Below are 26,087 nucleotides of genomic sequence, written 5' to 3'. Positions count from 1 at the left end.
AGTATGATGAGAAAAAATGAACTCATGTTCACATTAAAGGAGTATCTAAGCATGCAATCTAAAACGAGCCACTGTAAAATTGTTGACTGCACAATCCGCGATGGCGGACTCGTAAATAATTGGGATTTTAGTGTCGAGTTCGTTCAACATTTGTACGAAAGCTTGAATGAAGCCGGCGTCGATTATATGGAAATCGGCTACAAAAACTCGCCAAAGCTGCTTAAAGGTGCGGATAGCGCAGGCCCTTGGCGCTTCCTGAACGATGATTTCTTGAAAAAAGTGATTCCGAACAAAGGAAATACAAAGCTTTCTGCACTTGTTGATATCGGCCGCGTTGATGAAAACGATATTTTGCCGCGCAGCGAAAGCTTGCTTGATCTGATTCGGGTAGCTTGCTACATTCAGGATGTAGACAAAGCGCTGGAGCTTGTTCAAGTATTCCATGATCGCGGCTACGAAACGACACTGAACATTATGGCTCTCTCGAACGTGATGGAAAACCAACTCGTTGAAGCATTTGAGCTAATCAATGCTAGCGTTGTTGATGTCGTATACGTGGTTGACTCCTACGGCAGCTTGAAGCCAAACGATATGAGCTACCTCGTTGACAAGTTCCGTCAGCATCTGCCTAACAAGCGTCTTGGCGTTCATGCGCATAACAACCTTCAGCTTGCTTTCGCCAACACCCTGCTCGCAGCAGAAAGAGGCGTTGAGCTTCTTGATGCTTCCGTTTACGGCATGGGCCGCGCAGCCGGCAACTGCAACACGGAGCTGCTTGTAGCTGAGCTTCAAAATACGAAATACAACATCCGTCCTGTACTCGACATGATCGAGAAATATATGGTTCCGCTTCGCGAGAAGGAAGAGTGGGGCTACATCATCCCGTACATGATTACGGGCATCTTGGATGAGCATCCTCGCTCCGCGATGGCGCTTCGCGATTCCGAAGACAAAGACAAGGGCGTTGAGTTCTACGATCGCCTTACGACACCTGAGATCGCTCACGGCAAATAATAATAAATACGAAAAAGCACCGTTAAGTCTCGATTGAGATTTAACGGTGCTTTTTGGTTTGCGGCAAACTATCGCTCAAGCAGCTCGCCATCGCCGCGGACGGCTGCCGCTTGATGCGGCTCGTTGGGATGGAAGTACCCTTTTCCCTGAAAGGTTTGACCGCTGCTTGCGACAGCTGTCAGCTCGATGCCAATATCCTCGTTTCTGCCAAACCTCGCGAGCAGCTCCCGGTCGCCTACGCCGTTTATGTCAACGTACCAGAGGCGATCGCCATATTCGGTAACTCTGACAAGCTCGGCGGAAGTGAAGGATAGCTGTATCGTCTCCTGCTGATAGGTCAATTCAAATGCGATCAGTTCGAATGTTTCCAAAGGTGAAGTCCTCCTGTATAAAGCTTAATGCAGTCGATTTTCGCGCTTGATGCATGTCTGTTAACGATTGTAATGTTACTGGCCTATTTATGCAACATTCCACAACCATTATTCGTCAGATTAGGAAATACAAACATAAGGGGCTGAAGGAATGAAGGTGGGTCATTTTCTTAGGAAATCAATTAGACAAAGAAGGGGCTTTAGCTGGGGCGTCGCGGTCATGCTTGTAATGATGCTTATGCTCGGCGCTTGCTCATCCTCTTCGAACGATTCATTGAGCAGCGGCAACAGAGATACATCGGATCGTGGAGAATCCTCCAGCGACGAGTCGCCTAAATCAAAAACCAACGCGGGCACCGATAATCGAGCAATTGGCGAGGAGCCGGTAAGAGAGAAGGAGGGCGGCAAGCGGATTCACCAAAATCCGGACAAAGACGTGCAGGCGGGGCAATTGACAGCTGGCGAATGGGATGATCTTGCGGCTTGGGAGCGGTTCGGCAACTTGCTTAATTCTCAGGAGGGGGACAGCAGCAAGCGAGCTTGGCAGTTCTGGAATTTTGATCGGCTGGAGGTTGTCGTAACGGCAAATGGCAAAGCGGTATCGGATGCGAGTGTGGAGCTGCTCGCCGGCAAGCAGGCGATCTGGAAAGCACGCACGAATACAGAGGGCAGAGCCTTCGTCTATGCGGGGCTTTTTGAGAGGGACACCGCTAAGGCTAATTTTGGGAGCTATACGGTAAAAGTGCAATCGGGTCAGGGAAGCAAAACGACGCAGCAGTTGGAAATTCCGGAGCAGGGCAGCATCAAAGTCGACTTGGGCAAGGCTGATCAGCTGTCGGAACAGGTAGACATCATGTTTGTGGTTGACACGACCGGTTCCATGGAGGATGAGCTGAACTATTTGGAGGCAGAGCTTAAGGATGTTGTGAGGCGCGTATCGGATGAGCATGCGAATCAGCTCGGCATTCGCATCAGCGCCAACTTTTATAGAGATAAGCATGACGATTATATTGTGAAGCCGTATCCTTTTACGACGGACATTAATAAAGTGACTGATCAATTCAGCAAGCAAAAGGCAGAGGGTGGCGGCGACTTCCCGGAGGCAGTCGATCAAGCGCTGCGGGATGCCCTTCATGAGCATGAGTGGAGCAAGGAGGCGCGGGCGCGCTTGCTGTTCCTTGTTCTTGATGCGCCGCCGCATGATGATGGGCAAATTATTGACGAGATGCAGAAGCTTACGGAGGAAGCGGCGAAGCAAGGGATACGGATTATTCCGGTCGCTTCGAGCGGCGTAAGCGTGGAAACCGAATATTTGATGCGATTCATGGCTTCAGCGACAGGCGGCACCTATTTATTTTTGACTGACGATAGCGGCATCGGCGGCGATCATCTAGAGCCGGCGGTCGGTGAATATGAGGTGAAGCTGCTGAATGATTTGCTCGTTGAGGTCATTAATCGTTACGTGCAGGAGTAGAGTGGATATATAAAAGGTAAAGGTAAGGGCAACCCTTCAAGCAGTTCTTCGCTGCTGTGGGATTGCCCTTTTTTTGATCGGCTGGCGTTAATTAATAAAGCTTGCCCTGGCGGTATAGCACCGTGGAGAGCTTCATGACAGCGTGGTTGTAGCAATTTTGACGAAGCGGGAGCGGATCGCCGAAGAAGGCTGGCAGGATGCCGTTTAACGTTTTTTGCATTTTATCATAGAGCATCTTATAGACCTGTTCTTCGCTGAAAAACTGCGTTTCCCGTCCCTGCAGCCATTCAAAGTAAGAGACAATTACACCGCCGGCGTTAGCCAAAATATCCGGTATAATAATCGTTCCTCTAGCCGTCAGCACCTCATCCGCGTCACCGGTGACTGGCGCATTCGCGCCTTCAACAATGATCGGCGCCTTTACTCGCTCGACATTATCTTTATGAATTTGCTCCTCCAGTGCCGCAAGAATGAGCACATCAACGTCCAAATAGAGCACTTCCTCGCGGCCGAGAATTTGCGCCTTTAAGTCAAGCTCAACTAATGCGGCCTCGGTTGCAGGCAAATCCCCTTGATGCTGCGCGGCATACTCAAGCAAGGCTGGAACCGAAAGTCCATCTGGGTTGTAGAGCGTTACGTTTCGATCGCTTACAGCGACTACTTTATTATGCAAATATGAGCATTTGTAAGCTTCCATCGCAGTGACAGAGCCAACGTTGCCGAAGCCTTGCACCGCGATCGAGAGCGGCCTTTCCGCATGGGCAAGCGCGGTTTGCACGAACGGGTTCATGCTCCCAGCAAGCCAGCTTCTTTGCTCCTTAAGGAAATCATGCAGCATATAGCGGAATGTGAAATAGACGCCCTTGCCGGTTGCTTCTCTTCGGCCGAGCGAGCCGCCGTTGATGACGCTTTTGCCGGTAAAGCTGCCGAGGTAAGGCTGACCGGGATGAATGCTTTTGTACTCAGCCATCATCCAGTCCATCTCGCGCTCGCCGGTGCCCATATCAGGAGCTGGTATATCCTTGTCCGGTCCAAGCACATCGCTGAAGTATTGAACATATTTTTTGCAAATGAGATAGAGCTCTTTCGCAGTATAGGTGCGGGGGTTAATGACGACGCCACCCTTGCCTCCGCCGAAAGGAACCTCATGCAGAGCGTTTTTGAGCGTCATTAGCGCTGCCAGATTCGTTACTTCGTCTTCGCTTACCGATTCGTGGAACCTTATACCGCCCTTATAGGGTCCGAGTGTATCGTTATGCTGAATCCGATAGGCCGGAATTCGCACGACGTTGCCGTTGTCGACCGTTATACGCAAAAAGGCTTTATGTACTTTGTTAGGTGTAGATAGAATGGCGGCAAGTGAGAGAAAAGCTTGCTCCCGTGCCTGCTCCTGCAAATTCGGTAAAAAAGTGCTGTCTCCCATTAAAGCATTTAAGGATTGCTGTACGATGGCTCCTGTTTGGCTTGCCATAACTAAACGACCTCCTCTGTGTTTTGGAATGAGATTGAGATGCTGTCCTGGCGGAACGACCTTCTACCGCAGGATATTGGATAGACGGCTGCGCTTGAACCTTACTGTAACATATTGGAACGAGTAAACCAAAACATGGGGTAGGGGATGCGGTTAAGAATCAGCTCAAAAGTTGTTACTTAAAAGGGGCGGTCTATACTAAACAATAATCCATAGGCGAGATGCCGGGCGAACATTTTCGTAAAATAATACTTGAATAGCCCTGCTGCAAGGGCTCTACGTGCGGGATACGAGCAGGGGCTGCCCATCGATAGAAGAAGAGTACTGGCCGGATTTTTACGCACGAAAAATTGCACAAGCATAATAAATAAAGGCATGCTCCCTTTTCGTCTTCACACTTAGAGCATGCCTTTCCTTTAAATCCTATTAACCTTTGTCCTCTTCATTGTCTGCGGCATAAGCGATAAGCGCGACATCCGAGCCGTATGATTCAGACAATTGCTGCTCCAGCTTGCGAATAGCATCCAGCGCATCATTTTGACTGTTCAGCTCTGCGATTCGATAATCTTTTTTCTTCATTGATCATCACATCCTTCCTGCTGCAATTTTAATAGTAGAATGGGCTTTAACGCATTTCGCTATACGCGTCAGCTCGATAAACCAAGCTTTATTTGAGCGCTTTAATGCAATTGTTCTTTTCGCAGCGGTCTAGTACACTAGAGCAGAATGACTTAGAGGGATGTGACATCATTGGGTACTGCTCTTCTTCAAACTAACGATTATCTATCTTCGTCCCTCAAGCGGGCGAGCTTTATATCAATCAGCATACTGGTTCTTATCCTCACTGCAAGTGCATCCATGTTGATTCCACCGGAGCTTGTTTTTGCGCAGCAGACAGCCAATCTGGCATCGACCTCCTTTGACCCGCATAAGCAGGTTGGTCACAATCATTCGGAAGCAGCAAGCCCTGAAGTAGGCATCACGGTTCAGCAGGTTTTATTTTTTGCGGTAAGAGCCATATATTATTTCGCGTTTATGCTGGCGGCTGGCTTTATGCTTTGGTCCGCAGCATTTTCGAAGGATGCAAGCGACATCTCGCGCAACCTGTTGAACAAGTGGGGGATTTATATATTAAGGGGGCTGCTGCTTGCTGTCCTTGTATTTGTATTCGTACATGTCAGCTATTTGCTGAAGGGGTATGAAGGCAGCAGTTCAAGCGAGTGGGTTCGATTGCTTGCGGAAACGTCGACAGGACGATCGTGGCTTGCGATCATTGTGCTTTCCCTGCTGGGTTTTGTCGTTCTTAAGTTGTCTGATTCCTTCAAAATCATATGGGCGCTGCTGCTCGCTGCCGCGGAAAGCTTCAACGGACATGTTAATGCGCTCCCTAACAATACGCTTGCAATCGTGCTCGACTTTATACATACCGCAAGCTCTGCACTTTGGGCCGGGGGCTTGACGCTGCTGCTGCTATTCTGGCGGGCTGACCGCAAGGAAGCGGGAAGATTCGCGGAGCGATTTACGAAGGCAGCGTGGCTGAGTATATTGCTGCTGACGGTGAGCGGAATGCTGATGACGGTTCTTCTTCTGCCATCTTGGCGATATTTGTATTATACGAGCTGGGGCCTCATGCTGCTTGTCAAAGCTGTCTTGGTACTATTCATCGCTTGCGCAGGCTTTCTGCTTCATAGGCGAGCCAAGCAGGGGAAGCTGCCAAACGGCAAGCTGCTGAAGCTGGATGGGGTATTAATGACCACTGTGCTCATAATCGCAAGTATTTTCACCTATGTTAGTCCCGTACCCGACACGGAACCGCTGAACTATCATCGAATGGGCGAGAACCTGCATTACACCATTAATATTACGCCAAATGGGCCCGGACCAAACCGCGTAGAGGTGAAAATATGGCTGCCTGAGCAGCTTGGCGCACCAACATCCGTACGAATGCTGCTTTGGGCAGTGGATCATCCGCAGCGCCCAGCCATCGAGGTGCCTCTATTAGGCGACAGCGGCGAAGATTTTTTATCCTTCCCGGGCTTTATTGAAACGGACTATGCATCGGGCAGGGTTGATCTGCCTACGCGCGGCGTATGGACGGCGGAGCTTTTTATTACGGATCAGACTGGTGCGGAAACGAAGCAGATCATCCCTTTTCATAATGATTAATGATTAAGGAAGGAGAAGCGGACATGTCTTATAAATGGTTAAAATGGCTTATCCTTTGGATTCCAACCGTTGCGATTGGATTATGGGAATATTTGCGCCATACGCTTCTGCTTCCGTTCATTTCTATGGAGCTCGGCAATGTTCTTGCACCGATATTTGTATTTATTATTACACTGACGCTGCTGCGATCGCTGTTCACGAGACTTGAGCATATGCAGGAGACGCTGCAGCGGGAACGAATCGTTAAAGCAGCCTTCGAGGAGCGGGAGCAGCTTGCTCGAGAGCTTCATGACGGCATCTCTCAATCGCTGTTCATGCTCTCGGTTAAGCTGGACAAGCTGGAGCGGGTGCAGACCGAAACAGATGCGAAGCAAACGACGGATCAAATTAGAAGAACCGTTCGTCATGTCTATGACGACGTGAGGCAGTCTATTGCCAATTTGCAGCATTCCCCTTTGCCGGCGGATATGTCTTGGATGCAGAGCATTCATCATTTAACGGAAGAAATGGAGCAGACCGGCGGCATTCAAACGGCTGTGAAATGGCAGGTGCAGGAAGGACTGCTTACCTATAAGCAAAAGGTCGAGCTGCTTGCCATTATGCGCGAAGCGCTAATGAATGCACAGAAGCATGCGAATGCGAGACATATCGTTATCCAAGGGGAAGGCAGGATCCGTTCGGATGGAAAGAGAAGCGACTTTCGCTGCTCGATTCATGATGACGGCATAGGCGCCGCGGAGGAGAAGCTTTATGGAAAAGGGAAATACGGCGTCAGAATGATGCTGGATCGGGCGGAGGCGATGGGCTGGAACGTGACGGTGCAGCAGGCGAAGCCGCAGGGCACTCTAGTTGAAATCATTGGAGGGAGCAAATCGAAATGACGGAGCAAACGGCGCAGGTGCGTGTTTTTTTGGTAGACGATCATCCCCACGGGCGGGAAGGCATGCGCGATATCGTCATGAGCGACAGCTCCTTTGGCGTTGTAGGAGAGGCGGATAGCGGCGAGTCGGCGATAGCCGCCATTCAACAATTGAAGCCGGATTTGGTGCTGATGGATATCAATATGCCTGGCATGGGCGGACTTGAAGCGACGCATCGGCTCAAGCTTCTTATGCCGTCCTTGAAGATTGTCATGGTTACGGTATCCGATGACATTACGAATTTGTTTGAAGCGATCAAGCGTGGGGCGCAGGGCTATCTGCTTAAAAATCTAGCACCATCCGCATGGATGGAATATTTGCGCGCGATTTCGCTGGATGAGGCGCCGATGTCGAAGGAGCTTGCCTTCCGCTTGCTCCAGGAGTTCTCGGCAAGCAAGCCGCAGGCGGTGAAGCGGCCGGCGAGCAAATTGCAATCGCTTGATAAGGATGCTGACGTAATAACAACTCCGCTGACGGAACGGGAGAAAGAGGTGCTCGAGCGAGTTGCGACGGGGGCATCTAACCGCGAGATTGCAATGGAGCTTAGCTTGTCTGAGCACACGGTCAAAAATCACCTCAAAAACATTTTGCAAAAGCTTCATCTCGACAATCGGGTGCAGCTGACGCGATACGCTTTTGAGCAAGGTATAGTCGAAACGTAGCGGAAGCTGTAGATGCCGCATTAGAATGTATTCGAGAGGCTGAGAAGAATTCGTATAACTTTCGTGTAGGCGATACTTAGCTGTTCAGAAGATCGAAAAAAAACGATGATCTTGCTGGGCAGTTTTTTGCTGCCAAAAAGCGGTAGTTCTTCCAGCGCCAATTTCCACCTCCATCTTTGGGAAGAATCAGCTCAAAAGTAGATACTTAAAAGAGACGGTCTATACTAAAGTATAATGCATAGGCGAGATGCCGGTCGTTTGAGTGAACATTTTCGTAAAATAATACTTGGATCTGTTGCAAGGGCGACATCATAAGTTTGGCGGGACAACTAAGCTGATCATGAAGCCGGGAGGGTCATCACCCGCATAGCTTGGAGCAGCCCGAACCGATATTAGCTTTTATCCAGCAGCATGCTCAGCAATAAGATACAATTTATGAAGGTTGTATGGATTCATAACAAAAAGCGGGTTTTGCAGTTGCATCGCTTCTGCTGATTGCATATAATAAAGATTAATGTTTCATAATCCAAAGTAAAGCGATGATGGAGAAAAGTAAGCAGTGCATTCGCACAGGGAGAAGACGCCGCAGATTGAGAGCGTCTTTGTGATATCAGGCTGCAGAAGTTCACTCCGGAGCAGACACCTGAACCGTCATGTCGGCATGCCGCACGGCGCGAGTAGGGAAGGTCCGGTTCCCGCCGTTATGGGGCTAAGGGATTGCAATCCGCTGTTAAAGACCCAAGCGACAACCATATGTGGTTTTTGCGCACAGCTGGAGAGTAATCCGAATTAGGGTGGTACCACGGTTCTTTCGTCCCTTTAGGGAGAGAGGGCCTTTTTTTGTGTCATGATTTAGGGATGATGATATGGAGGCGAAGAGGAATGAAGGAAAGATTGGAAGGACTGCGCGGCGAAGCGCTGCAGGAGCTGCAGCATGTAGATACCCCACAGCAGTTAAATGATTTGCGCGTCAAATATCTTGGCAAAAAAGGTGCTTTGACCGAAATTTTGCGTGGAATGGGCGGACTTAGCGCTGAAGAGCGCCCGGTAATCGGTCAGGTTGCGAACGATGTTCGCGCCGCAATTGAGTCGGTCATTGACGAGAAGCAGGAGGCATTCCAGCAAGCCGAGACGAATAACCGTCTTTTGGCGGAAACGCTTGACGTCACACTTCCAGGCAAGCAGCTTCCGACTGGCTCCGTGCATCCTTTGAACAAGGTCGCACAGGAGATCGAGGACGTATTTATCGGTCTTGGCTATACGATTGCCGAGGGGCCAGAGGTGGAAACGGATTATTACAACTTCGAGGCGCTGAATCTTCCGAAAAACCACCCTGCGCGCGATATGCAGGATTCGTTCTACGTAACGGATGATATTCTTATGCGTACGCATACGTCGCCAGTACAAGTACGGACGATGAAGGCGATGAACGGCCAAACGCCGGTTAAAGTTATTTGTCCAGGCAAGGTATACCGCCGCGATGATGACGATGCGACGCATTCGTTCCAGTTCAATCAGATCGAAGGCCTTGTCATCGGCAAAAACATTCGAATGAGCGATATGAAAGGCACGCTGCTGCAATTCGTGCAGCAAATGTTCGGCGCACAAGCGCAAATCAGACTTCGCCCGAGCTTCTTTCCTTTTACGGAGCCAAGCGCAGAGGTTGACGTAACCTGCGTGCAATGCGGCGGCAAAGGCTGCCGGATGTGCAAGCACACGGGCTGGCTCGAAATTTTGGGCTGCGGCATGGTGCACCCGCGCGTTCTCGAAATGGGCGGCTATGACCCTGAAGAGGTTAGCGGCTTTGCCTTCGGCATGGGCGTTGAGCGTATCGCGTTGTTGAAATACGGCATAGACGATATTCGTCATTTCTATACGAACGATCTGCGTTTCTTAAGCCAATTCGCAAGAATGTAGCAATGAGAGAAGGGAAGAAGAGAGATGAATGTATCCTATAAATGGTTAAATGAATATATCGACCTATCCGGATTCAGCGGGGAAGAGCTTGCGGAGAAGATGACGCGCGGCGGCATTGAAATCGACGTTGTCGAATCTCGCAACAAGGGCGTAACCGGTGTCGTAGTCGGTTATGTGAAGTCGAAGGAAAAGCATCCGGATGCGGATAAGCTGAACGTGTGCATGGTGGACGTTGGCACGGGCGAAGAGCTTCAAATCGTATGCGGCGCCAAAAACGTCGATGCGGGCCAGCTTGTTCCGGTTGCTGTGATTGGAGCTGTACTGCCCGGCGATTTCAAAATCAAGCGCGCGAAGCTGCGCGGCGTAGAATCCCAAGGGATGATCTGCTCCGCGAAGGAGCTTGGCCTGAACGAAAAGCTTCTTCCGAAGGAGCAGCAGGAGGGCATTCTTGTCCTTCCGGCCGCAACGAAAATTGGCGCATCTATCAATGATGTGCTCTCTATTGACGATGAAGTGCTTGAGCTGGATCTGACGCCGAACCGTTCGGATTGCCTTAGCATGCTCGGCGTAGCGTATGAAATCGGTGCTTTGACTGGCCGCGAGGTTCGTTTGCCAAGCGCTAACATCAATCATACAACGGAGCGCGCAGACGCTCTTGTAAAAGTCAGCATCAGCGCGCCCGAGCAATGCACGCATTACTCGGCTCGTTATATTAAAGGCGTAAAAATCGGCGTATCCCCATTGTGGCTGCAAAATCGTCTGATCGCTGCCGGCGTTCGTCCGATCAACAACGTCGTTGACGTTACCAACTTCGTTATGCTCGAGTATGGACAGCCGCTGCATGCCTTTGATGCAGACCGCCTTCCGGGCGGACGCATCGATGTGCGACTAGCGAAAGCTGGCGAAACGCTTGTAACCTTGGATGACCAAGAGCGCAAGCTTGAGCCGCATATGCTTGTTATTACCGACGGCAAGGAGCCGATCGCGCTTGCGGGCGTGATGGGCGGTGCGAGCACCGAGGTAACGGGCGAGACGGTTAACATTTTGCTTGAATCGGCAAAATTTGATGGCGGCACCGTAAGAAAAACGTCGCGTCAGCTTGGACTTCGTTCGGAATCGAGCATCCGCTTCGAGAAAGAGGTTGATCCGGCGAGAGTAATCCCTGCGCTGGACCGAGCTGCTTCCCTTATCGCAGAGCTTGCGGAAGGCTTAGTTGCGGAAGGCATCGTAGAAGTAACGGCAGGAGAGGCGAAGCCAGCCGAAGTGGCGGTTTCCTTGGACAAAATTAACAGCTATCTCGGCACAGAGCTTTCGAGACTAGAGGTTCAGACGATTTTTGGCCGATTGCATTTTGAATATGAGCTGTCTGACAGCAATGTGTTTACGGTAAATGTACCGACTCGCCGAGGCGATATTACGCGCGCGGTTGATCTGATTGAGGAAGTTGCACGCCTTCACGGCTACGATGAAATTCCAACTACGCTTATTCATGGCGATGTCGTGCCGGGCTCCTTGACGAAGCCGCAGGCGATTCGTCGAGAGCTGCGCAAGCGCCTATCGGATGCTGGATTGCATGAGGTGGTCAGCTATTCCTTCACGGGACCTGAGCGCACGAAGCTGTTCCCGTCGCTTGCAGAGCATACGAATCCGGTTCGCCTTGCGATGCCGATGAGCGAAGACCGCAGCTTATTGCGCACGACGCTTGTCGCACAACTGCTCGAAACAGCCGCCTATAACCGCAACCGTAAAAATGAATCAGCAGCGCTGTTTGAAATCGGCAGCGTATTTCACACCGATGAAGAGCAGCTGACGCGCTTGCCTCAAGAGAAGCATCGCCTTGCTGCGCTGCTAACCGGCAATCGCACAGAGTCACAATGGAACGCGAAGGCGGCGCAGGTAGACTTCTACGATGCTAAGGGCATTTTGGAGACGATATTCGCTGTGCTTGGCTTAACGGCAAGCGTTACGTATGAAGCGGCTCAGCCTGAGCATTTCCACCCTGGCAGAACGGCTGCCGTTCGCCTTCATACGCCTAAAGGCGATGAAGTGATCGGCTATGTCGGACAGCTGCATCCTGCGCTTCAGATTGAAGCGGATCTAGCTGATACGTATGTGCTTGAGATTGGTCTTGATCTGATCTATGAGCTGGCCGATTCGGAGATCGAATACAAGGTGCTTCCTCGTTATCCGGCTATGCAGCGCGACATCGCGGTAGTCGTTGACCAAGCGGTTGCGGCTGCTAAGCTAACCGGCGTTGCATGGGAGATTGCAGGCGAATTGCTTGAATCTGTTCGCGTCTTCGACGTATACACCGGAGAGAAGCTTGGAGCTGGCAAAAAGAGCGTAGCGCTGTCGCTTGTTTACCGTCATGGCGAGCGTACTTTGACGGATGAAGAGGTAACGGAACTGCATGGGAAGGTTGTTTTACAATTAGAACAATCTTTTGCAGCGGAATTACGCAAGTAGGCAGGAAACCTCCAAAGCCGCATCGAAATAGTTCCTAGTGAGCTATTGATGCGGCTTTTTCCTTGTAAATACAAGGCATAATTGTTATTTCAACGATTATTATGCGGTATTTCAACGCGAAACGAGCTTTTGAAGCCAAATGCTGCGTTCAGCCGCTTACGCTTGCTCGACTTGGACAATAGGAGGATTCGCCTTAATGGATGCTGAACAAACAGTTGTTACGGTTGATATATATGGAGTTCAATATAAATTAAAAGGTCATTCCAACGTGGAATATATGAAGAGGGTTGCTGCGGCAATCGACGAAAGCATGAAAAAGCTGGCTAAGGGCTATCCGCGTCTTGATATGCCGAAGCTGGCGGTGCTCTCAGCCGTTCAAATAACGGAGGAAGTTTTCCGGTTGCGGCGTGATAATACAAGGCTCCTAGAGGAGGAAGCAAAGCTTAACCTCATGATTTTGGAGCTGGAGAAAATAAGCGAGCAGGCAGTCTCGCTGCAAGCTGAACTAGCCGAGACGAAGCGAATGGCGAGCGAGCAGCTGCAAAAGGCAAAGGAGGCTGCTGAAGCGGAGCTAGCCGAGCTGCTTGCGCTTGCGGCAGAGCAGTCAACCGCCCAGCAAGCGGCGGCAGCAGAAGCGATCAAGCTGCAGGAGGAAACGATTCTGCGGCTTACGCAAGAAAATGTGGAGCGGATCGCAGCGCTTAGGTCGAAGAAGGATGAACAGCTGGCGCGTGTTCAAGCGGAGAAGCAAGCCGAGCTGGACGAGCTGAGACGCGTTAAGGAAACCGAGCTGACCGAACTCCAGAATAGATTGGATACAGAGCTTGCCGAGCTTCAGATCAGAATGGATAGCGAGCTGTCAGCGCTGCAAAATCAGAAGGAATCAGAGGAGCGGGCGCTGAACGAGGAAAAAGATGCACAGCTGCTGGAGCTTGCACGCGCTAAGGAAAATGAGCTGACTGAGCTTCGGAGCAGAATGGAATCGGAGTTGTCAGAGCTGCTTCAAGCGAAAGAAAGCCAATTAATGGAGCTTGAGCTGGATAAGGAAATACAAATCAATAAGCTCGAAAGAGTGAGAGCGGAAGAAATAGAGGCGCTAAGAAGCGAGAAGGATGGGCAGCTAGCCGCATTGACCGCAGAGCATGAAGCGTCGCTATTAACGGCAGCGGAGGAGAAAGAGTCGTTGCTAGCGCAGCTTGAAGGGAGCTGGCAGGGCAAATGGGATGAGCGAGAGCTGAGCTGGCTGGCCCATGCCGAATCCTCGCAGCTTGCCCTTGCCCGGCAGAGCGAGGAGCGCGAGCAGGCTTGGAAGGCTGAAGCCGCTAAGGCTGAGCAAGCGTTCCGCGCAGATCTTGAGCGCCGCAGAAACGGCTGGCTGGAGGAGCGAAGCAGGCTTCAGGCGCAGGTAGCCGAGCTTCAGCAAAGCTGGAAGGCTGATAAGGAGGCGCTGGAGCAGCGTCTATCGGCTGCGGATGATCAGCTCGTGCAGGCGATGGAGCAGGAGGAAACGTTCCGAACTTCCTTTGCGCAGCTAGAGCAGGATGTTCGCGAACGCGAGAGCGAATTGCAGCTTGTCCAAAGCGAGCTGAATGATACGCGCAGCAAGCTTGAAGAGCTGCAAGCGCACAATAGCGAAGCGAGCGCTCAGGTGCAAGAGCTGGAGCAGAAGCTTGCACACGAGCGGAGCCACGTTTCTGCTGCAGATAAGCGCGCAACGGATTTGCAGCTGCGCCTCAAAGAGGCGCAGGAGCGTGAGCAGCAGCAAGGCTCGCAGCAGCTTCAGCTCGAGGGGCAGCTGCTGAAGCTGCAGCTGGAGCAGGAAGAGAATGAGCTGATTCACCAAGCTCATATCGAGGAGCAGCAGCATATGCTGCGCGCTGAGCTTGAAAAGCAGCGGGATTTGCTGAATGAAGAGCATGAGCAGCAGCTGCGGACGCTTGAGGAAGAGAAGCGCGGGCTTGTGAGCTCGCTGCGCCTCGAGCAGGAGGATCGGCTCCGGGTCGTAGAAGCTGAAAATGACGAGCTGTTTAAACAGCTTACCGCGGAAAGCAATGAACGGTATGAACGTCTCGCAGCCGAGCGGGATGCACGGGATAAAGAGCTTGCCGCGATGCACGAGGAGCAGATTCAGAAGCTGGTTCATCAATATGAAGAGTCGCTTCTGGATCAAGCCGTTCAATACGAAGAACAGAGCAAGCAGCTCGCTCATGAATTTGAGGAGAAATCGAAGCAGCTTGCTTATGAATACGAGGAGCGGGCGAAGCAGCAGGCAGCCGAGCGCGAAGCGCAGGATAGAAAGCTTGCTCGCGAGTATGATGAGCTGGCAAGGCAGAAGGACGCGGAGCTTGAAGAGCAATCCAAACGTCTCGCGGATCAATATGAAGAACAACTTCTTGAGCAGGCCATTCAATTTGAAAATCAAAATAAACAGCTGGCTAGCGATTTTGAAGAGCAATCGAAGGTAATTGCCGCTAAGGAAGCGGCACGTTCCGAACAGCTGGTTGATGAGTATGAGGAGCGTTATAACGAGCTTGCCGCGAAGCAGGAAGAGGAACGCAGCCGGATGGCGGACGAACGCGAGGAGCGCTTGCAGCAATTGGCCGCTTCCTACGATGAGCAGTTAAAGCAGCTTACAGCCAACCAAGAGGAGCTTCTCCTTCAACAGCAGCACGATTATGAGACTGCGATTCAGAAGCTGCAAGCGCAGCTTGAACGAATCGAGAAAATAGCAGCTTCGGCTGCAGACGGCGAGCAAACCTACAAGGCCGAGCTTGAGAAGCTGGAGGCGAAGGAGCAAGAGTTGACCGAGCAGCTTGAATTTACGGCTGCGCGCGAGCGCATTGCCTCACAGCAGCTGGAGGCAGCAGCAGCCCGCGAACGGGAGCTCAGCGAGCGCCTGCAAGCGCAGCAGCAATATGCCGAGCAGACGTCTGCGGAAGCGCAGCAGCTTGAGCTAGAGAAGCGGTCGCGTGAAGCGGACGAAGAAGCGCTGCGCGAGCAGCTGGAGAAAGCGATGCAGGAAGCCGCTTCAGCATCCGAGCTGAAGGAAGAGCTGAGCGAGCATACGTCTAAGCTTGCGCAAGAGCGTGATGAGGCTGCGCGCAAAGCCGAGAAGCTGGCTCACGAGCGCGACGAAGCAGCGAGCGCGTTAGAGTCGCTCTCGTATGAGCGGGATGAAGCGACGCGTTCCGCGGAGAAGCTCGCCGAGGATCATGCTGATTTGCTCGAGCAGCATCATAAGCTGAAAAATGAATACTCGAAGCTGCAAACCGAATATAACGAATGGATTGAGCTTATCGAGCACAGTTAGTCTGAATAAACAGCAAAAACCGCATCAACAAGCTTTGGCAATGGCCGGCGCTTGTTGGATGCGGTTTTTTTATCGTTATTAGATTAGCCATAAGAGACGATTGTTCCGGTAGGGCCAAGGGCAGACAAGCTGGCTAGCCTTATCAGATCGGGGGTCACAATTGCGGGATCTTTGCCCGTTGCATGCATTTCGGTACGGAGCGTGCCAGGATTGTATAAGTTAACGAGAATGCCGTGCTCATGCTCTTCATCGGCCAATGTGCGGGTTAACGATTCAAGTCCGGCTTTAGCGGCGCTGTATGCTGCGTAACCGCCTGCTCCGTTCCACGAAAGGCCGGAGGTTATATTGATGATTCGTCCGTATTTTGCTTTGCGCATAGCCGGAAGAACAGCCTTCGTCAGCAGAAACGGTCCTGTTAGGTTGATAGCGATTTGATTTTGCCACTCATCGGACGATAATTCATGCACGGTTCCTTGCTCTAAAACGGCTGCATTGTTCAATATAATATCGATGCGGCCAAAGTGCTCAGTGGCGGCAGAAATCGATTCCTGTACCTGCTGCTCGTCGGATACGTCTGTTTGCAGCACAAGCGCTGCTTTGCCCGTTTTCTCTTTTACGACCAATGCGGTTTCTTCCAGTTTAGCCAGGCGTCTTCCCAGCAGGACGACATCTGCTCCCTCCGCTGCAAAAGAAATGGCTGCTGCTCGGCCTAATCCCGTCCCAGCTCCGCTAATAATGGCGACTCGATTTTGCAGTGCTCCCATCACCAGTCCTCCATTCGCTGTTCATATTGTGAATATCTTATCAGAGGGAGAGCGGGAGGGGAAGAGGGGTGGGTATTAGACTTTTTTTGTTGATTGTTAAATAAAGATTATATAAGCGAATATGAAATATGTCCTGTATGTTATTAAAAATAGACCAAGAAATCAAAAAATAAAGGCTGCTCGGAAGGTCCATTTGGACCTTTCGAGCAGCCTGAAATTAAATGTTTTATTCAACGACTAGCGTCGTTTTCATTTCCCTATGGCCAGCGCCGCAAGGTATATTGCATATCATTTCATAAGTACCCGGCTCGCTGATGTTTACAGCAACGGTTTTGCCTTGTGTAATTTCATAATCCGTTTTTTTGATTAGCGCGCTGTGCAAGCCGTCAACGGAATCCAGCTTAAGATTAACGGTTTCTCCAGCTTTGATTTTATATTCTTTCTGGTCAAACTCCCAGTTGGATGCAGTTATAACAAGGTCAGACGATGCAGCGCCGCTGTCTGCAACAGTTGTATTTGCTTCCTTATTCTCTTCATTGGAGCTGTTCGCGCCGCATGCCGCGATAACGAATACAAGACACATTGCGCTTGCAAATAGTAACCATTTTTTCATTTGTTTGCTACCCCTTTCGATTGTAAAGCTTTGTAATTTCGTTTGGTCATATCCATTGTACTTCAACTTTGGCCAAAATGCAGTGACAGCGATATGACAAACTAATGAAGAACATGTGAAAAAGCGAGAAAATCCCGTAAAGAATGCTGTACAAGCGCACAAGCCCTTGACCGCCGTTGCCGGGCAAATCAAGGGCTTGTGCGCTTGTGCTGCTGCTGCTAATTTAGAAGGCTGAGCTAGTTGTGGTTGCGTCTGCCAGATTCATAAGGGGTGCTGACTGGGATGAACAGATCGATAATCCCAATAACCAGCGCAGCCAAAATGGCGCCGAGCAAAGTTACCGTAACGTCTCCGACGATAAATTGGGCGATCCATATTACGGCAGCGCTGGCGATAAAGCCAACAATCCCGCGTCCGAAAGGAGTAACCCTTTTGCCAAATATGCCTTCAATGATCCAGCCGAGGGCAGCGATGACAAGAGCAAGGAAAAACGCGCTCCAAAATCCACCAACGCTAAATTGAGGTACAATAAACCCGACAAGCATAAGCACCAGCGCGGCTACGATAAACCGAACAACATGGCCCAAAAATGTCATAGTATAAACCCTCCTAAAATTTACGAATCGAAACTGCCGTTCATGCAGCTTCTTTTCTTTTTCGCGGCTGCGCGGCTGCAAGCCGATTCAAAGCTAATCTGAAGCACTTACCTTTGGTGGTACATGCAAAAGTTGCATCGTAAAACAGCTCTTTCGTTAATATTGTGACCAATTGAGCATCATTTATGTATGAAACGATTGTTCAGCCCGTGCATGAAGGACGCGGTTCGGCTATAATAGGAAGGCGAGAGGAGTGTTATTTGTTGGACACTAAAATTTTGAATACACTTGAATATCCTAAAATCATACATAGATTATCACAGCATGCGGCAACATCGCTTGGCAAAGCGGCCGCAGAATCGCTGCAGCCTGTATCCGATTTGGAAGCGGTTAAGCAAATTTTGCAGGCTACGGATGAAGCCTATACGGCTGACCGTCTGAAAGGCAGCGCGCCATTTGGCGGCGTTGTGGATATTTCGGCGCCGCTTCACCGTGCGCGGATCGGCGGTACGCTTAATCCGGCAGAGCTGCTGGACATCGCGGCTACTGCACGCGGCGGTCGCCGTGTGAAGAAGCATATCAGCCTGCTGCATGAAGATAATCCGATCCCGATGCTCCATGCGATCGCGGACCAAATCAGCGAGCATAAGCCGCTTGAGGATGCGATTTTTGAATGTATTGACGATCAGGCGGAGGTTATGGACAGCGCCAGCGCAGAGCTGGCGTCGATTAGACGGGAGCTGCGGAACGGGGAATCGCGCATTCGGGAGAAGATGGATCAGATGATCCGCTCCTCATCGGTTCAGAAGATGCTTCAGGATTCGATCGTTACGCTGCGCAATGATCGGTACGTCATTCCTGTCAAGCAGGAATACCGTTCGCACTTTGGCGGAATCGTGCATGATCAATCGGGATCTGGCGCTACGCTGTTCATCGAGCCGGAAGCAATCGTCGCGATGAACAATAAGCTGCGGGAGCTGAAGGCAGGCGAGCTGCGGGAAATCGAGAGAATATTGCAGAAGCTCACCGCGCTCACTTCGGATTATGTTGAGGATCTTATATACAACCTCGATTTGCTTGGCCAAATCGACTTTGCGTATGCCAAGGCGCGGCTTGCCCATGGCATGAAGGCGACGCTTCCGCGAATGAATGACAGAGGCTTTCTGAAGCTGAAGCGCGGCCGACATCCGCTAATTGCACCGGAGCAGGTTGTGCCTATTGATGTGGAGCTGGGCAACCAGTATACCGCAATCATTGTAACGGGACCGAATACGGGCGGCAAGACCGTCTCCTTGAAAACAATCGGGCTGCTGAGCCTAATGGCGATGTCTGGCTTATTTGTGCCTGCCGAGGATGGCAGCCAGCTTTGCGTATTCGATGCGATTTATGCCGATATCGGCGATGAGCAAAGTATTGAGCAAAGCCTTAGTACATTTTCCAGCCATCTCAAAAACATTATTCGCATATTAAGCTCCATGACTTCAAAGAGCTTAGTGCTGCTCGATGAGCTTGGCGCTGGAACCGATCCGGCTGAAGGGTCTGCGCTTGCCATAGCCATATTGGAGCATGTCCATGCGATGGACAGCCGAATTGTAGCAACGACGCATTACAGCGAGCTTAAGGCATATGCTTATAATCGCAGGGGTGTCATTAATGCGAGCATGGAGTTCGACGTGGCGACATTAAGTCCGACCTATCGATTGCTCGTTGGCGTTCCGGGTCGAAGCAACGCCTTCGCCATCGCTGAAAGGCTAGGGCTTGCGCGTTCCATTATCGATCATGCAAGAGGCGAAGTGAGCGAAGAGGACCAACGGGTTGAAAATATGATTGCCTCGCTCGAGGAAAATCGCCTAGGCGCAGAAACCGAGCGTCAAACGGCTGAGTCGCTCCGCCGTGAGATGGAGACGCTTCGAGCGCGTCATGAAGCAGAGCGAATGAAATTCGAGGAGCAGAAGGATAAGCTGCTGCTAAAAGCGCAGGAAGAAGCACGCGAGGCTGTCGCGAAGGCAAAGCGCGAAGCGGAGCAAATCATCGCCGACCTGCGCAAGCTTGCAATGGAGGAAGGGGCCTCGGTTAAGGAGCATAAGCTCATTGAAGCCCGTCGCAAGCTGGATGAAGCAGCCCCTGAGCTGCAAAAATCGAAGCGGGGAGCAGCTAAGTCCGCTGCAAAGCCGGCCAAGATCGAAGCAGGCGATGAAGTGACGGTGTACAGCTTGAATCAGAAGGGCACCGTCGTAGAGGTTCATGGCTCAGATGCCACTGTACAGCTTGGCATTATGAAAATGAAGGTAGCGCTGGATGATTTGGAGCTGCTGAAATCAAATGCTGCGGCAAAGGTGCAGCAGCCGAAGCTTGCGGCAAGCTTGAAGCGCTCGAAAGATGATAATTTCAAGATGGAGCTTGACCTGCGCGGTGAGAATCTGGAAGAGGCGATTCTAGAGGTTGACCGTTTCCTTGACGAGGCTTTTCTGTCAGGCCTTGCTCAAGTGGCGATCATACACGGTAAAGGTACTGGCGTGCTTCGGACAGGGATACAGCAATATTTGCGCAGACATAGCCATGTGAAGAGCTATCGTCTAGGCAATTACGGCGAGGGCGGCGTTGGCGTTACCGTTGCTGAGCTGAAATAGAGCGCAGCGAAAAGGACTGATGGGAGGGAGCTTTGAATGAACAATGAAGTGGATAACCTGCTAAGCAATCCTTACGCTGCTTCGCTTGTCTATGTATCGGTTACGGTGCTTTCTCTCATTGTGTTCTTGTCTTGCTTTGAGCTTGTGACCAGATACAAATGCTGGAGCGAGATCAAGAAGGGGAACTTGGCCGTGGCTATGGCAACCAGCGGCAAAATTTTCGGCATATGCAATATTTTTCGCTTCTCGATCGAGTCGAATGACTCGGTTTATCAGAGCCTCATCTGGGGAGCCTTCGGGTTTGTCATTTTGATGGCAGCTTACTTTTTATTCGAGTTTCTAACGCCTGTATTCCGGATAGATGATGAAATCGCCCGCGATAACCGTGCGGTTGGGCTTATCGCGATGATCATTTCGGTGTCGCTCTCTTACGTCATTGGAGCAACGGTCATTATATAACGGAGGGACCTATTTTGAAATATTTATGGAGAATTTTAATCGTTGTCGCTATTTTATTTTTTGCTTTTGGCGTCGTTTATATTATGAATCATTAGAGGGGAAGACAAACAATGGATGAGCATTTGATTTGTCCGTGGTGTTTAACGGAAATTGTATGGGATGAAGAGATTGGACCGGAAACGCATTGTCCGCATTGCGATAATGAGCTGAGCGCTTATCGGACAATCGAGCTTGGCTACGATGAAGATGAAGTTGAGGCTGACGAGCATGAACGCTCTGTTCAAGCGCTCAAAATCAACGATGCCCGCAGGGCCGCTAAGCAAAATGGCGAATTCGAGCAGGATGAATGGTCGGAGGACGAGGCTGTAGAGGAAGAGGAAGAGGAAAACGATTATTCGGATGACCCGAACCATAAGCGCTGGCTGGAGCAGGGCGATGGTTATCGCAGCGCTGATACCGCGCGATTTGCAGTAGAGGAGACTATCCAGCGCGTGCTTGATGATCAAGAAGAAATACCGGAATGTCCGGTTTGCCGATCGTATATGATCGAGGCTGGCGTACAGACGGTAGGGGATCAACAGTTTGAGCCTAGAATTGCCCCATCTCTTGGCGGACCCGTATTAACGACTCCATTCAAGCTCAGCCTGTATGTCTGTCCGGCTTGCTACCACACTTCTTCCTTGCTCAGCCTCGGCGATCGCGAGCAAATGATCAAGCGGCTAACTCCGGACGAATAATTGTGCTTGGAATAAAGGGCGCATGGGCAACTGCCAAAGAGGGAACCTTACAAAACGAAATTCTGATTTGTGATCGGCTGGTCATGGGAAGCCATGATTTGCCCTGAGGAAGGAGGAATCGTTTTGGCTAAAGCTTTGGCAAAAAGCTTGGATGGACAAGCAGCTCTTTTACTCATTGTTCAAGCCCTTTATGGCGTAGCGAATGCGCTATCCGGTACGTTTGTGCCCATATATCTATGGAAAGCAAGCCAATCGTATATGTTAATCGGCTGGTTCACTTTAGGCCAATATGTCATGAGCGGCTTAACGTTCTGGGTCGCTGGCAAATGGGTGAAAGAGCATAACAAAATGAACAGTCTCCGCATAGGAATTGTTCTGTCCGGCGTCTTTTATTGCACAGTACTGCTGCTCGGGCAGCAAGCAAAAGCGTATTACATACCGCTCGGCATTTTGAACGGGATGGCAATGGGCTTTTTTTGGATCGCATTTAACGTTGTATATTTCGAAGTGACGGACCCGGATAACCGCGACCGCTTTAACGGCTGGGCTGGCTTGCTTGGCTCTGCAGCAGGCATCGTTGCGCCTTGGGTATCAGGACTGCTTATTACATCGATGCAAGGGGAAAAGGGCTATCGGCTTATTTTTACCATATCGCTCGTTATATTTTCGATTAGCGTTGTACTTAGCTTTTGGCTTAAGAAGCGGAAAGTTCAGGGCATTTATAATTGGAAGCATGGGCTGCAGCAGCTTATGCAAAAAGGGAATCCTTGGCGCCGGATGCTTCCGGCTATAGCTGCGCAGGGAGTACGCGAGGGCGTGTTCATGTTCCTAGTCGGCTTGACTGTATATGTAGCGACACAAAACGAGAGCAAGCTGGGCACCTTTGCGCTCATTACATCACTAGTGTCTCTAGTCAGCTTTTGGATTGTTGGCAAAATGCTTAAAAAAAGCAATCGCAAGCTTTCGATGCTCATTGGCGTCATTATGATTGCTGTCGTTATTTTGCCTTTGTTTTGGGAGGTATCGTTCGCGACCTTGTTAATGCTTGGCATCGGCACGTCCCTATTTATGCCGCTTTACATTATACCGATGACCTCCAGAGTATTTGATCTCATTGGCCAATCCGAGGAAAGCGCGAGAGAACGCGAGGAGTTTATCGTGCTTCGCGAGGCGGGACTCGTCATTGGCAGAGTTATCGGCTTAACGTCGTATTTAATTGTGCTGCCGCAGAACCATTCAGCTATTGCGATCACTTGGCTGTTGTTTGCGGTTGGTGTCGTACCGATTGCGGGCTGGTGGTTTATGAAGCCGTTCTTAGAGGTGCAGCAGGCATAAGCAAAAAAGAAGGAGAACGAGAAATGCCGAGAATCGTATCGGACATAACGCAATTAATTGGAAATACGCCGGTCGTTCGGCTAAATCGTCTGCCGGGGGATGACAGTGCCGAGGTATGCGTCAAGCTCGAGCGCTTTAATCCAAGCGGAAGCGTAAAGGATCGAACGGCTTTCTCGCTCATTAATGATGCGGAGAAGCGGGGCTTGATCAAGCCGGGCGACACCATTATTGAGCCAACGAGCGGCAATACCGGCATTGGGCTGGCGATGAATGCAGCAGCAAGAGGATATAAGATGATTTTGATTATGCCTGACAACATGACGTTGGAGAGGATAAAGCTGCTTCAGGCCTATGGAGCAGAAGTTGTACTGACACCTGCTGCAGAGAGAATGCCTGGTGCGATCCGCAAGGCGGAGGAGCTTCATAAGCAGCATCCAGGCAGCTATATTCCCAATCAGTTCGAAAATCAAGCTAATCCGCATATACACAGAATAACGACAGCCTTCGAAATTATGGAGCAAACCGGCGGGAGGCTAGACGCATTCGTTGCCACAGCTGGCACTGGCGGGACGATAACCGGAACAGGCGAGAGGCTTAAGGAGCAGCTTCCGGATTTATATGTTGCTGTAGTAGAACCGCAAGGGTCTCCCGTGTTGTCCGGCGGCAAGCCAGGTCCGCATAAGCTGGTCGGCACAAGTCCGGGGTTTGTTCCCGCTATTCTTAACACATCCATATACGATGAAATCATTCAAGTATCAGACGAGCATGCTTTAACCACAATGAGAGCATTGGCGACCAAAGAAGGGCTGCTGCTTGGTCCTTCATCCGGCGCATCCGTATGGGCAGCCATGCAAATTGCGAAGCGGCTTGGCGCTGGCAAACGCGTGCTTTGTATAGCGCCGGATTCCGGTGAGCGTTATTTGAGCATGGATATTTTTTGAAAATGTCGCTCGGGAGCGGTTTATTCCCACTCCCGCAGCGAATGCTTCAATATTTCTCTTCGTTCTTGAATGTAATTATGAATGAAGGAAGGCTCCGATAAAAAGGTGTCATAGCTTGCTTTTCTTGTATAATCGCTGCGAATGGCAGGCGAAAGATGGCCATGCATCTGTGAAATAACAGGGCCAAGCTTCTCGACTGTGAAGGCGTTCTGAAGCAGCTTCCTAACGATAGAGCGGTATTTGCGGCGACATGCCGGAAAGGTGAATAGCTTCTCGGTCAGCTTGTTATAGCCCTGCAAGCGCACGAGATCGCTGCCGCATGGTTTCCCATAGCAATTTCTCCCCCAAGTCCCCTCATAGTCCCATGGAATGATTCGATATTTGCCGCTCGTACGATGCTCATACAGCGCATAGTTCTGGTCAAACCCATCATAATTCCCAGTTAGCACGGCACCGGCAAGCCACATTAGATATTGAGTCACGTCTAGCCGCTTTACGGTGTGGACTCCTAGATTTTTCCCTGACATTCGGTTTAAATTGCGTACAAAGGATACGAGCCTGCTCTTCGTCCCCGTCTTTCCCTTCATTAATTCATAACCATCGAACAGCGATGGCTTCTTATCTTTAGAGATGGGATCGGTTAAGCTGAAATCCGCGCTATCGTTGACAGCATATAGAAGCGAGCGGTAGCCGATGCGTCTTTTCTCGAAAAAAAGCTGATCGACGGCTTCGATTTCCAAATAAACGCCTTCCGGAACGCCATTTATAATGAGCCAGAAGTGATTGGTTTCAGGCGAGGGAACGCCAATTTTATTGAAAAAGTAAAACGAGAGTGCATTGCGCATCATCGATGGATCGTCGTATTCGGCGTTCCAATGCAGCGTTCTGCCGCCCTCGAGCCGCACTTCGTATGATTTTTTAGAGTAATTGCGCGTATGACCGCCCCGCAAGCCGAATTCCGCTTTATAGGTTTGTCCGTCCAATTCCAGCTCTGCAGGCTTGAAGGCTCGCCCCCAAGCGTTGCTCTTTATCTCTTGAAGATCTGAAGCATTAATGCGTATGGTGCGTGCAGGCAAGGTTTCAGTAGCCATCTAACCATCTCCCGAGGCAAAAGATAAAGCCTACCGTTAGACGATAGGCTTTTGATCTTATTTACCGTATTCAGCTGCTGCCTAGATGGTCACATTTATTTATTAAATCTTGATTTCCCAAACGAAGCTCGGGGTTAGCTCGCTGCCTTCAAAATGAAAGAGCGGGAAGCCGCCATAGCTGCGGTTGCCATCCGTAAGATTGCCTCTCGTTCGGTTGCCATCCGTAAGATTGCCTCTCGTTCGATTGCCGTCCGTGCGGTTCCCGCTTGTCAGACTTCCGTCCGTTCGATTGCCGTCCGTGCGGTTCCCGCCTGTTAGACTTCCGTTGCTGTGATTGCCTCCTGTACGAACTCCTGCCGTACGATTGCCGCTCGTCAGCCCGCCTATCATTTGGCTGACATCTGTTGATTCAGCCACCCTATAGCTTGCTCTCTTGTTTTGCTTTTGTTTACTGTTCTTATTTTTGGCCAAATCAAATTCCTCCTATTAATGAAATAGCCTCTCGGCATTTGCCGAGGCTGATGGGACAAGGGTTTCCTCGAACCATCTTTATTAGCATCCTCCTACTTGGGTAGGGGGATTTTTCATTTAATCCCATTTTTCATTATGGGAAATATTCTAGAATTTTTTGGTTATTTTCTCAGAAAACACTTGACTTTTACCAGATTTCGCAAAAATCGCGAGAAGGGTATGACCCTTACTACTCACGATTGGAGCGTGTTCCCTTTTGAAGCCTTCTTTCATTCCCCATTCCGATTACCAATCCTTTGTCCTTCAACATCTTCGAACCTCTATCGGTTCTGGTATTGTCCTCATCCACAAGGATTGGCCTTTGGCTGTAAAACTCTGGATGACCGATTTATCTGCCATTACGACCTTGCTCATGGATGAATATTCGGATCAAGGGCCTGAGCCCCGTGACCCCGCATCGCTATTCCGTTCTTACCTAATTCTTCTTCTAACGAATCCGACAATGGGCATCACCGAATGGGTCAATGAGTTAAAGCGTACACCCATCTATGCGATCTTGAGCGGGTTCTCTCTAACTGATCTTCCCGGCGTGGGCACGTTCTATGACTTCTTCGATCGCCTTTGGCCAGCAGTCGATCACAATTTGAGGCCTATCCTGCAACGCAAACGCAAGAGCAAG

21 protein-coding genes and 1 pseudogene are annotated in these 26,087 nt (G+C 50.5%); 14 read left to right on the top strand and 8 right to left on the bottom strand.

The features are described 5' to 3' along the window. Positions 1-51 precede the first annotated feature (51 nt). Complete coding sequence (locus tag AC1TPC_RS12590) at positions 52-1,014, top strand: aldolase catalytic domain-containing protein (protein ID WP_482067197.1); 963 nt, start codon at positions 52-54, stop codon at positions 1,012-1,014. A 68-nt stretch (positions 1,015-1,082) separates the two neighbouring features. On the opposite strand, the gene AC1TPC_RS12585 is transcribed toward AC1TPC_RS12590, so the two are convergent. Further along, positions 1,083-1,385: a hypothetical protein gene (locus AC1TPC_RS12585; RefSeq protein WP_482067196.1), complete on the bottom strand. Its 303-nt coding sequence runs from the start codon at positions 1,383-1,385 to the stop codon at positions 1,083-1,085. A 151-nt stretch (positions 1,386-1,536) separates the two neighbouring features. On the opposite strand from AC1TPC_RS12585, the gene AC1TPC_RS12580 reads away from it, so the two are divergent. Further along, a complete protein-coding gene (locus AC1TPC_RS12580) occupies positions 1,537-2,859 on the top strand; it encodes a VWA domain-containing protein (protein WP_482067195.1) in 1,323 nt (440 codons plus the stop codon). 91 nt (positions 2,860-2,950) lie between these two features. On the opposite strand, the gene AC1TPC_RS12575 is transcribed toward AC1TPC_RS12580, so the two are convergent. Together AC1TPC_RS12575 and AC1TPC_RS12570 are read right to left on the bottom strand one after the other, a co-directional pair. Beyond that, entirely contained in the window at positions 2,951-4,330 is a 1,380-nt protein-coding gene (locus AC1TPC_RS12575; protein ID WP_482067194.1) for a Glu/Leu/Phe/Val family dehydrogenase, read from the bottom strand. Between the two features lie 426 nt (positions 4,331-4,756). Beyond that, positions 4,757-4,909 carry a hypothetical protein gene (locus AC1TPC_RS12570; protein WP_482067193.1) on the bottom strand — a complete coding sequence of 51 codons (153 nt, stop codon included), beginning with the start codon at positions 4,907-4,909 and terminating at the stop codon, positions 4,757-4,759. A 279-nt stretch (positions 4,910-5,188) separates the two neighbouring features. On the opposite strand from AC1TPC_RS12570, the gene AC1TPC_RS12565 reads away from it, so the two are divergent. The 6 genes from AC1TPC_RS12565 (at position 5,189) to AC1TPC_RS12540 (ending at position 15,771) form a co-directional block, all read left to right on the top strand. Then, positions 5,189-6,496, top strand: a complete 1,308-nt coding sequence (locus tag AC1TPC_RS12565) for a copper resistance D family protein (RefSeq protein WP_482067192.1) — start codon at positions 5,189-5,191, stop codon at positions 6,494-6,496. Positions 6,497-6,519: 23 nt separating this feature from the next. Then, complete coding sequence (locus tag AC1TPC_RS12560; RefSeq protein WP_482067191.1) at positions 6,520-7,377, top strand: sensor histidine kinase; 858 nt, start codon at positions 6,520-6,522, stop codon at positions 7,375-7,377. Next, entirely contained in the window at positions 7,374-8,078 is a 705-nt protein-coding gene (locus tag AC1TPC_RS12555; protein ID WP_482067190.1) for a response regulator, read from the top strand. The genes AC1TPC_RS12560 and AC1TPC_RS12555 overlap by 4 nt, the downstream gene beginning before the upstream one ends. Before the next feature lie 882 nt (positions 8,079-8,960). Next, positions 8,961-9,995, top strand: a complete 1,035-nt coding sequence (gene pheS, locus AC1TPC_RS12550; protein ID WP_482067189.1) for a phenylalanine--tRNA ligase subunit alpha — start codon at positions 8,961-8,963, stop codon at positions 9,993-9,995. Between the two features lie 24 nt (positions 9,996-10,019). Further along, entirely contained in the window at positions 10,020-12,461 is a 2,442-nt protein-coding gene (pheT, locus tag AC1TPC_RS12545; RefSeq protein WP_482067188.1) for a phenylalanine--tRNA ligase subunit beta, read from the top strand. A gap of 196 nt (positions 12,462-12,657) precedes the next feature. Continuing rightward, positions 12,658-15,771 (top strand): hypothetical protein, encoded by a 3,114-nt coding sequence (locus tag AC1TPC_RS12540; protein WP_482067187.1) that lies wholly within the window; start codon positions 12,658-12,660, stop codon positions 15,769-15,771. Between the two features lie 83 nt (positions 15,772-15,854). On the opposite strand, the gene AC1TPC_RS12535 is transcribed toward AC1TPC_RS12540, so the two are convergent. From AC1TPC_RS12535 to AC1TPC_RS12525, 3 genes are all read right to left on the bottom strand, one after another. Further along, a complete protein-coding gene (locus AC1TPC_RS12535) occupies positions 15,855-16,535 on the bottom strand; it encodes an SDR family NAD(P)-dependent oxidoreductase (protein ID WP_482067186.1) in 681 nt (226 codons plus the stop codon). Between the two features lie 226 nt (positions 16,536-16,761). Continuing rightward, a complete protein-coding gene (locus AC1TPC_RS12530) occupies positions 16,762-17,148 on the bottom strand; it encodes a cupredoxin domain-containing protein (protein ID WP_482067185.1) in 387 nt (128 codons plus the stop codon). A 236-nt stretch (positions 17,149-17,384) separates the two neighbouring features. Then, on the bottom strand, positions 17,385-17,744 hold the full coding sequence (locus tag AC1TPC_RS12525; protein ID WP_482067184.1) for a phage holin family protein: 360 nt from the start codon (positions 17,742-17,744) through the stop codon (positions 17,385-17,387). Between the two features lie 263 nt (positions 17,745-18,007). On the opposite strand from AC1TPC_RS12525, the gene AC1TPC_RS12520 reads away from it, so the two are divergent. The 5 genes from AC1TPC_RS12520 (at position 18,008) to cysK (ending at position 23,846) form a co-directional block, all read left to right on the top strand. Continuing rightward, positions 18,008-20,374, top strand: coding sequence for an endonuclease MutS2 (locus tag AC1TPC_RS12520; protein WP_482067183.1), 2,367 nt, complete (start codon positions 18,008-18,010; stop codon positions 20,372-20,374). A 36-nt stretch (positions 20,375-20,410) separates the two neighbouring features. Then, positions 20,411-20,833: a DUF350 domain-containing protein gene (locus AC1TPC_RS12515; RefSeq protein ID WP_169086878.1), complete on the top strand. Its 423-nt coding sequence runs from the start codon at positions 20,411-20,413 to the stop codon at positions 20,831-20,833. A gap of 110 nt (positions 20,834-20,943) precedes the next feature. Next, positions 20,944-21,570, top strand: coding sequence for a hypothetical protein (locus AC1TPC_RS12510; protein WP_482067182.1), 627 nt, complete (start codon positions 20,944-20,946; stop codon positions 21,568-21,570). 123 nt (positions 21,571-21,693) lie between these two features. Continuing rightward, the gene (locus tag AC1TPC_RS12505; protein WP_482067181.1) at positions 21,694-22,905 is read left to right on the top strand and encodes an MFS transporter; all 1,212 of its coding nucleotides are present in this window, start codon (positions 21,694-21,696) and stop codon (positions 22,903-22,905) included. Positions 22,906-22,928: 23 nt separating this feature from the next. Further along, positions 22,929-23,846: a cysteine synthase A gene (gene cysK, locus AC1TPC_RS12500; RefSeq protein ID WP_482067180.1), complete on the top strand. Its 918-nt coding sequence runs from the start codon at positions 22,929-22,931 to the stop codon at positions 23,844-23,846. A gap of 20 nt (positions 23,847-23,866) precedes the next feature. Here the strand turns inward: cysK and AC1TPC_RS12495 are convergent, their stop codons facing one another. Then, a complete protein-coding gene (locus AC1TPC_RS12495; protein WP_482067179.1) occupies positions 23,867-24,937 on the bottom strand; it encodes a CotH kinase family protein in 1,071 nt (356 codons plus the stop codon). Positions 24,938-25,039: 102 nt separating this feature from the next. Beyond that, positions 25,040-25,408 carry a hypothetical protein gene (locus tag AC1TPC_RS12490; protein ID WP_482067178.1) on the bottom strand — a complete coding sequence of 123 codons (369 nt, stop codon included), beginning with the start codon at positions 25,406-25,408 and terminating at the stop codon, positions 25,040-25,042. Between the two features lie 361 nt (positions 25,409-25,769). Between AC1TPC_RS12490 and AC1TPC_RS12485 the strand changes: the two are divergent. Further along, positions 25,770-26,087 (top strand): annotated as a pseudogene (locus AC1TPC_RS12485) (transposase); the annotation flags it as partial.

The sequence above is a fragment of the Paenibacillus sp. Y280 genome, from assembly GCF_056786335.1.
This window is presented reverse-complemented; position numbering and strand designations above follow the sequence as displayed.